The sequence below is a fragment of the Serratia sp. Ser99 genome, assembly GCF_024519545.1.
Taxonomy (GTDB): domain Bacteria; phylum Pseudomonadota; class Gammaproteobacteria; order Enterobacterales; family Enterobacteriaceae; genus Serratia; species Serratia liquefaciens.
On the sequence record NZ_JALJRT010000001.1, the window covers coordinates 121,847 to 136,187 of the forward strand.

Sequence of the window (14,341 nt, forward strand, 5' to 3'; positions counted from 1 at the left end):
TTTGAATTGGTTGTCGCTAATTACTTAACGATCGATAACTAAATGGTAATCTCTTCTCGACGAGAGCGCAATATTTTTTTATAATGACCGTTAATTTAATTGGCAAGCCCTGCTGCAGAGCGGGATAAGAGAGGGTCTATGAGCATCAATGAAGAAGTCTGCGCCAAAAAAACGCGTGGCAGACCGAAGCAGTTTGATCGCGACCGTGCGCTGGAAAGCGCACTCGATCTGTTCTGGCTGCATGGTTATGAATCCACCTCGATGGCCGATCTGGTCGAGGTGACCGGTGCCAAAGCGCCTACGCTGTATGCGGAGTTCGGCAATAAAGAAGGGTTGTTCCGCGCAGCGGTAGAGCGCTACCTGGAAAAATACACCACGTGCATCAACCAACGGCTGGAGCAGGATTTGCCGGTGGCGGAGATCGTCGAGGATTATGTGCGTTCTCTGGCGCAGCTGTTCACCGATCCGGAAAAACCGTCCGGCTGCCTGATGGTTTGTGCGTCCGCGGCGTTATCGTCCTCTTCCGGTGATGTGGCCGAGATGCTGCGCAAAAAGCATCATATGCAGGAGGCCAGCCTGAAGGCTTGCTTCGACCGCAAGGTAGAACAGGGCGAACTGTTGGTGAAAACCGATACCGCGCTGCTGGCCAAATTTATCATTTGTACCATTGAGGGCATGTCGACGCAGGCACGCGAAGGCGCCAGCCGTGAAGATTTGTTGCGTTTGGTTGATGCGTTGATGCTGGTCTGGCCGCGCCTGAGTCAGGTGGGCAATAAGGTCTAAGAAGGGCACACGGCAGGAATAAAGGCCGCATCGCTGCGGCCTTGGTCGGTATTATTGGTTAACCGGGATCACCGCACCCTGGTATTTTTCGCGGATGAAATCCTGAATCGCCTTGGAGTGCAGCACCTTCACCAGCGCCACAATTTCCGGCTTGTTCACGTCGGCCTTGTGCACGGTGATGATGTTGGCATAAGGGTTGTTTTCGCCGCTTTCCACCGCAATCGGGTCTTTGGTCGGGTTCAGCCCGGCGTCGATGGCGTAGTTGGCGTTAATCACCACCGCATCGCCCTCGTCGTTGTTGTACATCTGCGGCAGCAGTGCACCTTCCACATTGGCCTGGAACTTCAGGTGTTTCGGGTTTTCCACCACGTCAGAAATGCGCGCATCCACCTTGCTCACGCCCGGCTTCAGTTTAATCACGCCCTCTTTTTCAAAGATCGACAAAATACGACCTTCTTCCGCCACCGCGTCACGCATGATGATTTTGCCGTTGTCCGGTAAATCCTTCAGGCTTTTGTACTTCTTGGAGTAAATACCGATAGGTTCGATATGGATAGCGCCGGCGCTGACAAAGTCATAGCTCTTGTCGTCGGCATGATCCTTAAGCACCGAATTCAGGTAAGGCACGTGTTGGAAATAGTTGGCGTCAATATCGTGGCTGGCCAGCGCGGTGTTCGGCAGGATGTAGTCCTGGAAAGGTTTGATCACCAAATCTATGCCTTCCTTCGCCAGTATCGGCTTGGCCTGCTCGAGGATTTCCGCGTGCGGCACGTTAGATGCGCCGACCACCAGCTTGGTTTCCGCCGAGGCACCCAAAGAGGCCAACGCGGTCAGTGAGGCGAAAGCCAGCATCATAATTTGTTTTTTCATCATCATTATTCCCTGGTTATTTATCGTTTATCGAGCGTGGTTGTAAGGGTGTCGCCAATGAACTGGATAACGAAAACGATCAATAAAATCGTCAGCGTTGCGGCCAGCGTCACGTCACCGTGGTTGCGTTGAAAACCTTCCAGATAGGCCAGATTGCCCAGCCCGCCTGCGCCAATCACCCCGGCCATCGCGGTGTAGCTCACCAGCGCGATCAGGGTAACGGTAATGCCTGAAACCAGTGCCGGTGAAGATTCCGGCAGCAGCACGCGGAAGATAATGGTGCTGGTTTTGGCGCCCATCGATCGCGCCGCCTCAATCACTCCTTTGTCGACTTCGCGCAGGCCAATCTCGACCAATCGGGCGTAGAACGGTGCCGCGCCGACGATTAGCGCCGGCAATGCCGCATCGGCGCCCAGAATGGTGCCGATCAACGTCTTGGTGAACGGGATCAACAACACGATCAGAATGATGAAAGGAATGGAGCGGAACACGTTGACCAGCACTGAAATCAGCGAATAGACGGCGCGATTTTGCAGCAGCTGACCGCGGGAGGTCAGGAACAGCAACACCCCGAGGACGATGCCGAGTACCAGCGTCGCCAAACCGGCGATCCCGGTCATATACAGGGTTTCCCAGGTGGCATTCAACAACGAATCAAGACGCAGGTGAGGGAACAGTGACTCAAGCATGTTTAATGACCTCAACGGCGATCTGTTGCTCTTTCAACAGCTTCAGCATGCTGTCGATTTGCAGGTCGTTGCCTTCGACGTGAATGTAAAGTTCGCCAAAGGAACCATTCAGGGTTTGACTGATTTTGCCGTGCAGAATGTTGATACTTACCTTGTAACGCAGGATAACGTCGGAAATCACCGCCTGATGGGTCTGCACGCCGACAAACGTCAGCTTGAAAATCGCGCCCGACAGATGTTGGCTCAACAGCGGATTGAAGCTTTCCTCGGTTTCCTGATATTGCGAAACCTGTTTGACGAACTGTTGGGTGATCGGCTGCTGCGGCCGGGTGAACACGTCAATCACCGGGCCTTCCTCAACGATGCGACCGTTTTCCATCACTGCCACCCGGTGGCAAATTTTGCGCACGACGTGCATTTCATGGGTGATCAGCACAATGGTCAGGTTCAGTTTGCGATTGATGTCCAGCAGCAAATCGAGAATCGAGTCTGTGGTTTGAGGGTCGAGCGCCGAAGTGGCTTCATCGCACAGCAGAACCCCCGGATTATTGGCCAGCGCGCGGGCGATGCCGACGCGCTGTTTTTGTCCGCCGCTCAACTGCGACGGATAAGCATCTTCGCGGCCCTGCAGCCCAACCAGTGCGACCAGCTCCGCCACTCGCGGTTTAATCTGTGCTTTGGGCACGCCGGCGATTTGCATGGAAAAAGCAATGTTCTGACTGACGGTGCGTGACCACAGCAGGTTGAAGTGTTGGAACACCATGCTGATTTTCAACCGCGCCTGGCGCAAGGCGTTGCCTTCGGCTCCGGCGATATCGAAACCTTCAACCTGAATGCTGCCGCTGCTGGGCGTTTCCAGCCCGTTCAGCAAGCGGATCAGCGTGCTTTTACCGGCGCCGCTGTAGCCGATGATGCCGTAGATTTGCCCGGCCTCGACCGTCAGGTTGACGTCATCCACTGCGACAACGCGGCCCTGTGCGCTGTCAAAAGTTTTGCAAACGTTCGAAAGAACGATCATAGAGAAGCGAATCCTTATTTAATACATCACAGAATTCCGTCCGGAGTGCGTCACGCCGGAAAGGGATCGGCTTCTTGGGATAAGGGCAGACGGAACCTCTGTTGCTGGGTGAATACGGGCCAATCCTACCGGGGGTTTATAGTGACAGGAAGAATGTAAATTCTATTAGTTATTCTGATTTGGTATATCAAGTGATGAGCGGAAGTGATGGTAAAACGACGGCCAGGGCAGACCATGGCCGAGGGGTTGGCGTTAGCGTTTGGCGAGCTTCATGTGCAGCAGCGGGAAAGGGTTGCCCTGGCCGTCGAGCGCGGAACGCCCGGTGATTTCAAACCCGTAGTGGCGGTAAAAACCGCTGGCCTGCGGGTTCTGTTCATTAACGTCCAGCTGCAACTCGTTATGCAAGGTTTCCGCATGCTCCAGCAGTGCCTTGCCGACGCCCTTGCCGCGCTGATCCTGATCGATAAACAGCATTTCCACTTTGTTGCCGCTCAGTCCGATAAAACCGCAGGGCTGGCCGGTGCCGTCCACGGCAACCCAAACGTTGACCGCAGGCAGGTAATCGTTCAGCACCAACGGATAGAGCTTGGCGATGTCTTCTTCGGTAAGAAAATGGTGGGTAGCGCGTACCGAACGCTGCCAAATCTCCACCAGTTGCGCATTGTCTTCTGCCGCGCGAGCTCGGATAGTGAACATGATAACTCCCGTATTTGGACTCATTTATTTTAAACCCGGCCCCACAGTCTGGCTACGGTCAGGGCGATAAAGGCTTCCAGCTTGGCGGATTGCCGCCTTTCGGGCAGATAGACCAGGTGCATCGGGCGCGGCAGTGGTGAATACTCCGGCAGTACCCGGACCAATCTGCCGGCGGCGATATCTTCATCCAGCAGCAGAGTGGCATGCAGCGCGATGCCAAAATCCGCCAATGCCGCCCGGCGTACCCCTTCACCGGAGTCCATTCTCAATCGAGGCCTGACCGGTACGCTGATCTCTCCCGGCGGCCCCAACAGCCGCCAAAAGTGGTTGCCATCCCACTGGCTGAAACCAAAGCAGCAGTGTGCGCTGAGCTGCTCCGGCCTTGTGGGTTCACCGTGCTGTGCCAGATAATCCGGCGAGGCAGCCAGCGTCATGCGGTAATCGGGCAGGGCGCGTGCCACCAGGCCGTCGTCCGCCACCGGCCCGATGCGAAACGCGGCCTCGTAGCCTTCTTCGATCAAATCCACCTTGCGATCCGACAGCACCACTTCCGCTTCCACCTCCGGGTGCCGTTGCAGGAACTCGGTCAGTATCTGTGTCAGAACACGGTTGCCGAAGGTGACCGGCGCGCTGATGCGCAACAGCCCGCTCGGGGAGCTTAACAGCGCCCGCGCACTGGCTTCGGCCGCGTCGGCATCGGCCAGCAGTCGGCGGCAGCGTTCGTAAAACACCCGACCGGCCTCGGTCAGCCCCTGGCGGCGAGTAGTACGATTAAGCAGCGGCGCATTCAACCGTTGTTCCAGAGCGCGAATGTGTTTGCCAACCATGGTCGGTGAAATAGCCATCTCTTCGGCGGCGGCGACGAAGCTGCCTTTTTCCACCACCCGTACAAACACCGCCATGCTGGTTAATCGATCCATTATAAACCCTTGGTGTTTTCTGAATGCTTTTTAGGCCACTGTTGCCGAGTATAGCGCTTTGCGATAATCAATCTATCGACCGTCAGTGTGTTATTGGCGGAAATTTTCCGGAGTGGCGATATGCAGGCATTAGCGTTTGAACAATTTGGCGGGCCGGACGTGCTCGAATACCTTGAGCTGCCGACGCCGGCGGTACCTGCGGGTACGGTACAGGTACGCATGGGGGCCGCCGGGCTGAATTTTGCCGATATCTATCGCCGTAAGGGCAATTACGTGCTGCACGGCAATCCCCCTCATATTGGCGGTTACGAAGGGGTTGGGACCATCATTGCCTTGGGTGAGGGCGTTCAGGGGTGGCAACTCGGAGAGCGGATTGGTTTCGCTGACGTACCTTTTTGTCATGCCACTCGCATCAATGTGCCGGTGGAGCACGCGCTGCGTCTGCCACAGGCATTGAGCGACGTTGAAGCCGCCTCTATTTTGCTGCAGGGGCTGACGGCGCAGTACCTGATCAATGACAGCGTTCAGGTCAAGGCGGGCGATCGCGCCCTGGTGCATGCCGCCGCCGGCGGTGTCGGACAGATCCTTACCCGGATGCTGGTGGCGCGTGGCGCGCAGGTTTACGCCGTTGTCTCTTCGGCGCATAAACAGCAGATTGCGTTAAACAACGGCGCGGTGGCGGCCTTCACTTATCAGCAGGATTGGGTCACGCAGATTGCCGCTCTGACCGACGGCGGCGTTGAGTACGGTTTTGACTCCGTGGGCATCACCCTGCAACAAAGCATCGACGCGCTGTGCCCCGGCGGTCGGGTGGTCACCTTCGGCATGGCCGGGGGTGAGGCACCGGCGATCTCTGCCTATCAGCTGATGATGGATTCCAAAGGCGTAGTGGGGGGCGATCTCTGGACTTACCTCAATAGCGCAGAGGCGCGACGTACGCGGGCCGAGCGTCTGTTCAGCAGTTGGCAGAATGGGGAGTTTGCTATCCCGCACATCGAAACCTTCCCGCTCAAAGAGGGGGCGTCGGCGCACCGTCGCCTGGAAGATCGCAGCTTTGCCGGCAAAATTGTGCTGCTCAACGATAGCGACCCGCGGAGTTAAAAGCCGTATTTCGCTTCATGTTACACTGGCCGCCAGAAGCTAAACGGGGCCAGTCAGGATGGAAGTGATACGCGCAGCGATAGAAAAACAGGTCATCAGCCTGACCGGGCTGGCGCTCGGCGGCATTGATTTTGAAAATCCGCCGGGGGATCCAGGCCTGTTCGGCCCGCAGTCGGTTATCTGGCAGGTGCACAACGATTTTACCTCGATGCTGTGCGGGGGCGTCAGCGCCTTGCTGATGCAGATGCTGCACCCGCTGGCGTTGGCGGGAGTGTGGGATCATTCCAACTTTCGTGACGATATGCTCGGCCGCCTACGCCGTACCAGCCAGTTTGTCTCCGTCACCACTTTTGGCCCCACCGCCGAAGCCGAACGCCTGATTGCCAAAGTCAAAGCTATACACCTGCGGGTCAACGGCGTCAGCAGCGACGGCAGGCCTTACGCCGCCAGCGATCCTGAGTTGCTTACCTGGGTACACGTGGTGGAAAGCAGCCGTTTTTTGGCCAGCCATTTACGCTACCGCAACCCGTCTCTTCCCCGTGAAAAGCAGGACCAATATTACCGTGAGGCTGCACGCGTAGCCGCAGCCTTGGGGGCTGAAGAAATCCCAACCTCCTGCACGGCGGTAGAGGAGTATCTGCAACGGATGCGCCCGCAATTGGTGTGCGATGAACGCACGCGGGAAGTCGCGCGTATTCTGCTGGCCGCGCCGGCCCCCAGCGCATTGGCCCGGCCTTTTGGCGCTTTAGTGATGCAGGCGGGTATCGACCTGCTGCCTGACTGGGCGCAACAACAGTTTGATTTTCATCCCGGAAACTTACGCCGCCGCCTGGTGCGCACCGGTGCAGGGGGCGTCGGTAAAGTGCTGCGCGCCTCAATGCGTAATGGTTCATATCAGCGTGCGCTGCGCCGAATTAACCGACAGGCCTGAATCGGCGCAGACTATAATTCTTACCAATAACCCGATGTTTCGGGGCACTTTTGAGACTTTTACGGGTGATCCGAGCGGTAATGCGCTTTACACTGGATAAAAGCCAATTTCCATTTTATTTAGCGTGCAGCATTATTCTGCGCCTTGAGCCTATTTGAGGTTATATGAACGAGTCACACGTACTTGCTGAAGTCAGTAATGAGAACCAGACGCTGGTCGCGGTGGTTCAGCAAGATCACCGGGCTGCTTATTTTTATATTTACCCTTCAGAAGAAAATAGCGAACGTTTTCAGGTGCGCGCTTGCTGGCTGCGTAACCTGGCCGCTGCGCCGCAGCAGGAAGACAGCGCGGCACTGGCGCTGGGGCAGCCACCGATGCTGGCGGCCGAGTTTTGCCGCAATCTGGAAGGGGAAGCGCCGCTGAACCCGGAAGGGCTGACGGTGGTTTGGACCGAGAGCGATGACGGCGCGGCACTGTGGTATTACGGCCAATTGCTGGCGGTGATCCCCGGCTGGAGCCTGTATATCGACCATTCGGTATGTTATTCCGCCAGCTGCATTAAAGAGAGCCCGCTGGCTTATCCGCTCGGTTCCGCTTCCACCAATACCCAGTATGCACTGGCGGAAAGTACCCGTCAGTTCTGGCGCAGTTGGCAGCGGGAGGAAGGGAATCCCTGGCCCAAAATGCAGAGCGATTATCAGGCGCATTACGAGCAGCATTTTGGCCCCTCGGTGAAATACTACGCCATCGATCAGGGCAAGTGGCCGCCGATGGCGATCACTCAGCATGAACGCGACGGCATCTACTATTTCCTTACCCTGGGTGTCAGCATCCGGCCGATGCCGTGGGTAGAGATCCTGTTTAACGACGACGCCTCCCGCTATCGCCGCATGGAAATGGGTATCGCCATCGACGGTCAATACATGACCGAGGAAAATGCGATACAGATGGCCAGCGCGTTGGCCGGTTTCGCCCACGTGCCCTGGTCAAAAATCACCTGGTTTGGCGAAGGGCATACCCTGGAGTCTGAAGTGGCGCCTCAGGGTTATGAGGGCTACGTGCTGTCTTCCTCCTTTTATCCGTATCACGAGCATCTGAGCTTGCCGAAACAGTATGGCGATCCGGTCAATATTTTCTGGGCCAGCCCGGTATTTGAAGCCGAGCGTCTGCTGGCGCATGCGACGCCGAATGGGGGGCATGAGTTGGTTAACAAACTGCGTGAGCAGGGAGTTGACCATATCTTCCGTCCGCGTCAGCCGGTATGCTGAGACGGAATTTATTCTCTGGAGCCAATCATGAAGTCAGCGCTGTTGGTTATTGATGTGCAGAAAGGGTTGTTTACACCGCCGCCGGCGGATGCCGAAGCGACGATCGATCGCATTAACACCCTGAGTGCCGCTGCCCGTCAGGCTGGCGTGCCGGTGATTTTCATTCAGCATCAAACGCAGCATGATGAGTTGGCGCACGGCAGTGACGCCTGGCAACTTGATCCCGGTTTGCAGGTAAAGGCCGGCGATCATCGGGTAGAGAAAACCACGCCGGACTCATTCCTGCGTACCGGATTGGGGCCGCTGTTGATTGCGAACGGTATCTCGCATCTGGTGGTTTGCGGCTATTCCACCGAATTTTGCGTGGATACCACCACCCGCCGCGCCGCCGCGCTGGGTTACCCGGTGACGCTGGCGGCCGATGCGCATACCAGCCATGACAAAGCGCATGCCTCCGGCCTGCAGATCCGCGCCCATCACAACGCCACACTGTCGAATATCGAAAGCTTTGGTGTCCTGATCGACGCACTGCCAACGGCAGAAATTCGTTTCTGACGGCCAGATAAAAAAGCCCGGAGCGATCCGGGCCTATCAGGATTACTTCAATCCGGCTCTGCGTGCCGCCACTTTGGCCAATGCCGACCAATCCAAATCTGCGTCGCCTTGCGCCACCGCGTCGAGGAAGTTGTCCTTTAGCACGCTGGCGAACGGCATTGGCGTGTGGCTGTTGGCACCGGCCTCTAGCGCCAGGCCGACGTCTTTCATCCCCAGGCTTAATTTAAAACCCGCAGGTTCAAACTTTTCTTCGGCGATCAACCCTCCATAACCCTTGTAAGCCGGAGAGGCAAACAGGGTACTGGTGAGCATGTGCAGATAATCCGCGCCGGAAACGCCGTAGTTGCGCACCAGTGCACTGCCTTCCGCCATCGCCTCAATGGCGCTGGCCAACGTGAAATTGGCGGCGATTTTAACGATGTTGGCCTGCTCGGGCTCATCGCCAAAATGCCAGGTCTGCTGGCCGAGCACCTCAAACAGCGGCTGCACTTTGGCGAGCAACAGCGGATCGCCCGCCGCCAGAATATTCAGCTTGCCGGCTGCGGCTACGTCCACCCGCCCCAACACCGGTGCGGCGATATAACCGACGTTGCGCTCCGCGTGCAGCAACGCCAGCCGTTTGGCCAACGCCACCGAGACCGTCGCCATATTGATGTGAATCGCTCCCGCCCGCAGCTGTTGCAGCAGCCCGCTTTCCACCACTACCTGCTCGGTGGCGGCATCGTTGGCCAGCATGGTGATCAGTACGTCCACCTCCGCCAGTTCTTCCGGCTGCCGAGCCTGCACGGCCCCGGCGCTCACCAAAGGCTGCGCTGCCTGGGGCGAACGGTTCCATACCTTTACCCCATAGCCAGCCTGCAACAGGTTGGCGGCCATCGCGCTGCCCATACCGCCCAGGCCGGCAAATCCGATCTTCATATCGCGTTCCTTTTCTCAGGTTATCTTCCTTCACCCTAACGCGACGCTCGGAGAACGCAAATGGCGGAATGTAACGCTTTCTTAACCGACCCGCGCCCCCCCGTTAATCGAGGTAACGGTTCCGGTGATGAAAGAGGCCTCTTTCGAAGCCAGCCACAGCGCGGCGCTGGCGATATCCTCTACCCGGCCGGTGCGCCCCATCGGTGTTTCGGCCGCGATGGCGTCAATGCGATCCTGCGGCAAACCGGTACCGAAAAAGCGAGTATCGGCGATAAAGCCCGGCGCAATGGCGTTAACCGTGATGCCTGCTTCGCCCAGTTCGCGTGCCAGGCTGAGGGTAAAACCTTGCACGCCGGCCTTGGCGGCAGAGTAGCCCAGAGCACCGGCGCTGCCGCTGCCGCATTGGGCGGCGATCGAACTCAGGTTGATGATGCGACCGCCCGGTTTACGCAGGTACGGCAACATCGCCAACGTAAACAAAAAGGTACTTTTCAGGTTTCCGTCGATCACCGCGTCCCATTCCTGCTCGGCCTGCGCCAGGGGCGTATCGGCGGCAATCACCCGGGTAAAACCGGCGTTGTTGATCAGCACATCCAAAGTGCCCAGATCGGCGGCCAACTGGGCGGCCACTTCTTCCACCGCGCCACGTTGGCTCAAGTCCGCCGCATAATAGCGGGTGCCGTGGCCAATTTGCTGCGCCGCCTGTTGCAGGCGTTGAGGGTTACGCGCCACGATGGCGATGCGGTAATCCTGTTGTGCCAGTTGCTGGGCGATGGCCAGTCCAATACCGCTGGATCCGCCGGTAATCACCGCTGTACGTTGCGTCATAGCTGATTCTCCTGTGCCCGTGGTCCACGCCGGAATGGCGCAGAACTTGAGGGTTCGGAAAGTATTGGCTTTCGCTATCGATACATCCAATACTCTATTTATGCTTCCAAAATACGAAAAAGGTATCACGTGATTGAGCTACGCCAACTGCGGCAATTTGTCGCCGTCGCCGAAGAGATGAGCTTTCACCGCGCCGCCGAGCGTTTGCACATGGCGCAGCCGCCGTTGACGGCCGCCATCAGAAAGATTGAGCAGGAACTGGGTGTCCCCTTACTGGAACGCGGCAACCGGATCACGCGCATCACCGAAGCTGGGCAGGTGTTTCTGATCGAGGCGCGGCGGACCTTGGCGCAGTTTGAGCGCACCCTTGGCAATACCCGACGTGCGGCGCGTGGCCTGACGGAATCGCTGCGGTTGACCTTTGTCGATAGCACGGTCAATGCCCTGTTGCCGGGGATCCTGCGCCAGTTTCGTCAGGCGCACCCGCAGGCGGAGTTTCATTTGCAGGAGGCCACCACCGCCGAACAGTTGATCGCGCTGCGCGACGATCGCGCCGATATCGGCATGGTGGTCCTGCCGATAGCGCCACAGGATGAGCTGCAGATTCTGCCTTTTTTACAGGATCGCATGGTGCTGGCGCTGCCAGATCACCACCCTTTGGCGACGCAACGGCACGTGACGCTGAGCGATTTGGCCGATCAGCCCTGGGTGCTGTTTCCGGCACATTATGGGCCGGGGATGCACGCGGCGATTTTGCAGGCCTGTGCGGTGGCGGGGTTCAGCCCGCGTATCGTGCAGGAAGCTCGGCAGATGCAAACCATCGGCGGGCTGGTGGCCGGTGGGGTGGGGATTGCACTGATGCCGGCTCTGTTTGCGGTACTGAAATCACCCGGTGTGGTGTTCCGCGAACTGAGTGGCGCAGGTAGCCCGGTGCCCTATACGCTGGCGCTGGCGTTACGCACCCCTTCACCGCTGATCGAGGCATTTTGTCGTATCGCCGGCGAACAGGCGGCGGCCTGGCAGCGTGCGGTTATTGACAACCGGCGCAGTGGGGGGATACCTTAAAAGCATGAATATGCCGATGCACTCCACTCACAGCCGGTCTTGGTGGCGCCTCCTCTGAAGGCGGCACGGGTATTCACACCTCTTTTCAATGCCGCCGGTTCTGGCGGCATTTTTATTGCGTTGATCCGGTGGTGTATTTACTTTCAGGAGCAATGCAATGAGCTACACCATTTTGACCGGCGATCGCGCCACCGGATCCCTGCATTTAGGCCACTACGTCGGATCCTTGCGCCAGCGCGTTGAGCTGCAACAACAGCATCAGCAAACGGTGCTGGTCGCGGACCTGCAGGGGCTGACCGATAACGGCAACAATCCGCAAAAAATCAGCGCCAACGTGCTGAATCTGGTCGCCGACTACCTGGCGGTCGGCATCGATCCGCAGAAAACCACGATTTGCCTGCAATCCGCGCTGCCGGCGCTGGCTGAGCTGACCATGTATTATCTCAATCTGGTCAGCGTGGCACGGCTGGAGCGCAACCCCACAGTGAAAAGCGAAATTATCGAAAAAGACTTTTCCCGCAGCCTGCCGGCCGGTTTTCTGGTTTACCCGGTCAGCCAGGCGGCGGACATCACCGCATTTGGCGCGACCCACGTGCCGGTTGGTGACGATCAGCTACCAATGCTGGAGCAGACCAACGAGATCGTGCGGCGTTTTAATCGCATCGTTGGCAGACCGGTACTGACGGAATGCCAGCCGTTGCTGAGCAACGTCGGCCGCCTGCCGGGGCTGGATGGGCAGGGCAAGATGTCGAAATCGCGCGGCAACACCATTACTCTGGGCGCCGATGCCGAGCAGGTGCACAAGGCGGTTATGAGCATGTTTACCGATCCTGGTCACCTGAACGTTAAGGATCCCGGCCGCGTGGAGGGCAATATGGTGTTCACCTATCTGGATGCTTTCTGTGAGGATGCCGATCTGGTTGCCGATCTGAAGGCGCAATATCGTCGTGGCGGGCTGGGGGACATGAAAATCAAACGCCTGTTGGAAGATTGCCTGCAAAGCCTGCTGGAACCAATCCGTACCCGTCGGGCCGAGTATCTGGCCGACAAGGGCGAGCTGTTGCGCATTCTGCAGCAGGGCACCCAGCGTGCCGATAAGATCAGCAAGCAGACGCTGGCACAGGTGAAAGGCGCGTTGGGGCTGGATTTCTTTAGCCTGTGTTGAACGCACGCCCTCAACCGTGGGAGAGGGCGGCGGGGTGAAATCCTTAGGCGGCGCTGTCAACGATCGGGTGTTTAACTACGAAGATATACGACAGTGCACCTATCAGGGTGAAGCAGGAACAGAGGATGAGCGCCAGGTTGAAAGAGTGGGTGGTATCGAGGATCCAGCCGGTGACCACCGGCGCGAACGAAGCGAAGATAAAGCTGGCGAAGTTTTGAATGCTGCCGACGGAGGCCGTCATGCGCGAGGTTACCGCCACGTGGATCAGGCCCCAGCAGGAGGTGCCGGCAAAGTGGATACAAAACAGCGCCATGCCGATCAACAACACCGCGCTGTAGGTGGTGGTAGCCTGGGCAACCACGGCGGTAAAGGACGCGGACAGCAGCATGCCGGCCACAATGCAAATTTTGCGGCTTTTCAGCGGTGCCATTCCACGCCGAACTAAAAAGTCGGTGACGAAACCGTTCGACAACATACCTGCGGCGCCAAACAGGAAGGGGATGGCACTCATTAGCCCGGTGCTTTTCAGGTCCAGATGGTAAGTGGTTTGCAGGTAACCCGGCAGCCAGGCCAGATACAGCCAGGCGGTGTAGTTGATGCCGCTAAAGCCGATCATCATGCCCCACATGGTGCGGTTTTTGAATAGCCCACGCCACTCGCGAAAGTTCATCGGTTCAGGCCGCGCGCTGACGCTACCGGCGTTCAGATAGGCCTGTTCCTGAGCACTCAGGCTGACGTCCTGCCGGTTGCGGTACAGCATGTACCAGCCGATCGACAGGGCGATCCCCAACACGCCGATGGTGATGAACATACCGCGCCAGCCGAAGGCCAGCATCATGGCCGTGAGGATCGGCGGGCTGATCGCCAGCCCGATGGTCGAAGCGGCATTGAAAATGCCCATGGGCATGCCGCGATCTTTAATGTTGAACCAGTCATTGATCACCTTTACACCACACGGATTCATTGGCGCTTCGCCGATCCCCAGCCCGATACGTACCCAGATAAACTGGGTGAAGTTATGGATCATGCCGGACAGCGTTTGAAATAGCGACCAGACAAACATCCCGATCCCCAGCATCAGACGTGGGCCTTTTCGATCCAACAGCGGCCCGCAGGGCAGTTGGGCGATGCCGTAGGCCAATGAAAAAGCCGACAGCAGCAAGCCGATTTCGGTACCGCTCAGCCCCATTTCTTCCCGAATGGTGGAGTTCGCCACTGAGAGCGAGCTGCGATCGAGAAAATTGATTATTGCCGCCAGAAATAGCAACAACATGGCCGTAGTTTGGATTTTTTTAATTTTTGCCGAGCGGACTAACATGCCATCCGGCGGCATAGGAATTATGTTATCGGAATAGGGATCCGTTTGTGGTTTTCCGCTATCGACGGTATGGGTTCTTTCCATCTTTCTTTGCCTCCAGAATTTCGCATTAATAATATTTTTTATTCCGGGTATTCCCCTGGGAAGTGCATTAGCAGGTGGTCGGCAGTAAGCCTAGTGGGCGAAATGGAGTTGGCGGTGTGTTTTGTCGCGGTT

Annotated in this window: 15 protein-coding genes; 7 read left to right on the forward strand and 8 right to left on the reverse strand. The window is 57.5% G+C overall.

The features are described 5' to 3' along the window. The first annotated feature begins 138 nt into the window (after positions 1-138). Complete coding sequence (locus tag NR114_RS00630; RefSeq protein WP_020825811.1) at positions 139-783, forward strand: TetR/AcrR family transcriptional regulator; 645 nt, start codon at positions 139-141, stop codon at positions 781-783. Between the two features lie 51 nt (positions 784-834). Here the strand turns inward: NR114_RS00630 and NR114_RS00635 are convergent, their stop codons facing one another. From NR114_RS00635 to NR114_RS00655, 5 genes are all read right to left on the reverse strand, one after another. Then, a complete protein-coding gene (locus NR114_RS00635; RefSeq protein ID WP_020825812.1) occupies positions 835-1,656 on the reverse strand; it encodes a MetQ/NlpA family ABC transporter substrate-binding protein in 822 nt (273 codons plus the stop codon). 17 nt (positions 1,657-1,673) lie between these two features. Beyond that, on the reverse strand, positions 1,674-2,342 hold the full coding sequence (locus NR114_RS00640; protein ID WP_020825813.1) for a methionine ABC transporter permease: 669 nt from the start codon (positions 2,340-2,342) through the stop codon (positions 1,674-1,676). Further along, on the reverse strand, positions 2,335-3,360 hold the full coding sequence (locus NR114_RS00645) for a methionine ABC transporter ATP-binding protein (protein WP_020825814.1): 1,026 nt from the start codon (positions 3,358-3,360) through the stop codon (positions 2,335-2,337). The genes NR114_RS00640 and NR114_RS00645 overlap by 8 nt, the downstream gene beginning before the upstream one ends. A 252-nt stretch (positions 3,361-3,612) precedes the next feature. After that, positions 3,613-4,056, reverse strand: a complete 444-nt coding sequence (locus NR114_RS00650; RefSeq protein ID WP_020825815.1) for an acetyltransferase — start codon at positions 4,054-4,056, stop codon at positions 3,613-3,615. A gap of 29 nt (positions 4,057-4,085) precedes the next feature. After that, positions 4,086-4,976, reverse strand: coding sequence for a LysR family transcriptional regulator (locus NR114_RS00655; protein WP_256813866.1), 891 nt, complete (start codon positions 4,974-4,976; stop codon positions 4,086-4,088). 120 nt (positions 4,977-5,096) lie between these two features. Between NR114_RS00655 and NR114_RS00660 the strand changes: the two genes are divergently transcribed. From NR114_RS00660 to NR114_RS00675, 4 genes are all read left to right on the forward strand, one after another. Next, on the forward strand, positions 5,097-6,077 hold the full coding sequence (locus NR114_RS00660; protein ID WP_256813867.1) for a quinone oxidoreductase: 981 nt from the start codon (positions 5,097-5,099) through the stop codon (positions 6,075-6,077). A 58-nt stretch (positions 6,078-6,135) separates the two neighbouring features. Beyond that, positions 6,136-7,008 (forward strand): oxygenase MpaB family protein, encoded by an 873-nt coding sequence (locus tag NR114_RS00665; protein WP_115059507.1) that lies wholly within the window; start codon positions 6,136-6,138, stop codon positions 7,006-7,008. A 164-nt stretch (positions 7,009-7,172) separates the two neighbouring features. Beyond that, on the forward strand, positions 7,173-8,276 hold the full coding sequence (locus NR114_RS00670) for a suppressor of fused domain protein (RefSeq protein WP_020825819.1): 1,104 nt from the start codon (positions 7,173-7,175) through the stop codon (positions 8,274-8,276). A 27-nt stretch (positions 8,277-8,303) separates the two neighbouring features. Then, entirely contained in the window at positions 8,304-8,831 is a 528-nt protein-coding gene (locus NR114_RS00675) for a cysteine hydrolase family protein (RefSeq protein ID WP_020825820.1), read from the forward strand. A 42-nt stretch (positions 8,832-8,873) separates the two neighbouring features. On the opposite strand, the gene NR114_RS00680 is transcribed toward NR114_RS00675, so the two are convergent. Further along, on the reverse strand, positions 8,874-9,749 hold the full coding sequence (locus NR114_RS00680; protein WP_256813868.1) for an NAD(P)-dependent oxidoreductase: 876 nt from the start codon (positions 9,747-9,749) through the stop codon (positions 8,874-8,876). 81 nt (positions 9,750-9,830) lie between these two features. After that, positions 9,831-10,577 carry an SDR family NAD(P)-dependent oxidoreductase gene (locus NR114_RS00685; protein ID WP_129942149.1) on the reverse strand — a complete coding sequence of 249 codons (747 nt, stop codon included), beginning with the start codon at positions 10,575-10,577 and terminating at the stop codon, positions 9,831-9,833. A 129-nt stretch (positions 10,578-10,706) separates the two neighbouring features. Here NR114_RS00685 and NR114_RS00690 point away from each other — a divergent pair, with 129 nt between their 5' ends. Together NR114_RS00690 and trpS are read left to right on the forward strand one after the other, a co-directional pair. Beyond that, on the forward strand, positions 10,707-11,642 hold the full coding sequence (locus NR114_RS00690; RefSeq protein ID WP_020825823.1) for a LysR family transcriptional regulator: 936 nt from the start codon (positions 10,707-10,709) through the stop codon (positions 11,640-11,642). 157 nt (positions 11,643-11,799) lie between these two features. Further along, positions 11,800-12,807 (forward strand): tryptophan--tRNA ligase, encoded by a 1,008-nt coding sequence (gene trpS / locus NR114_RS00695; RefSeq protein WP_256813869.1) that lies wholly within the window; start codon positions 11,800-11,802, stop codon positions 12,805-12,807. A gap of 43 nt (positions 12,808-12,850) precedes the next feature. Here the strand turns inward: trpS and NR114_RS00700 are convergent, their stop codons facing one another. Then, on the reverse strand, positions 12,851-14,209 hold the full coding sequence (locus NR114_RS00700; protein ID WP_256813870.1) for an MFS transporter: 1,359 nt from the start codon (positions 14,207-14,209) through the stop codon (positions 12,851-12,853). Positions 14,210-14,341 lie beyond the last annotated feature (132 nt).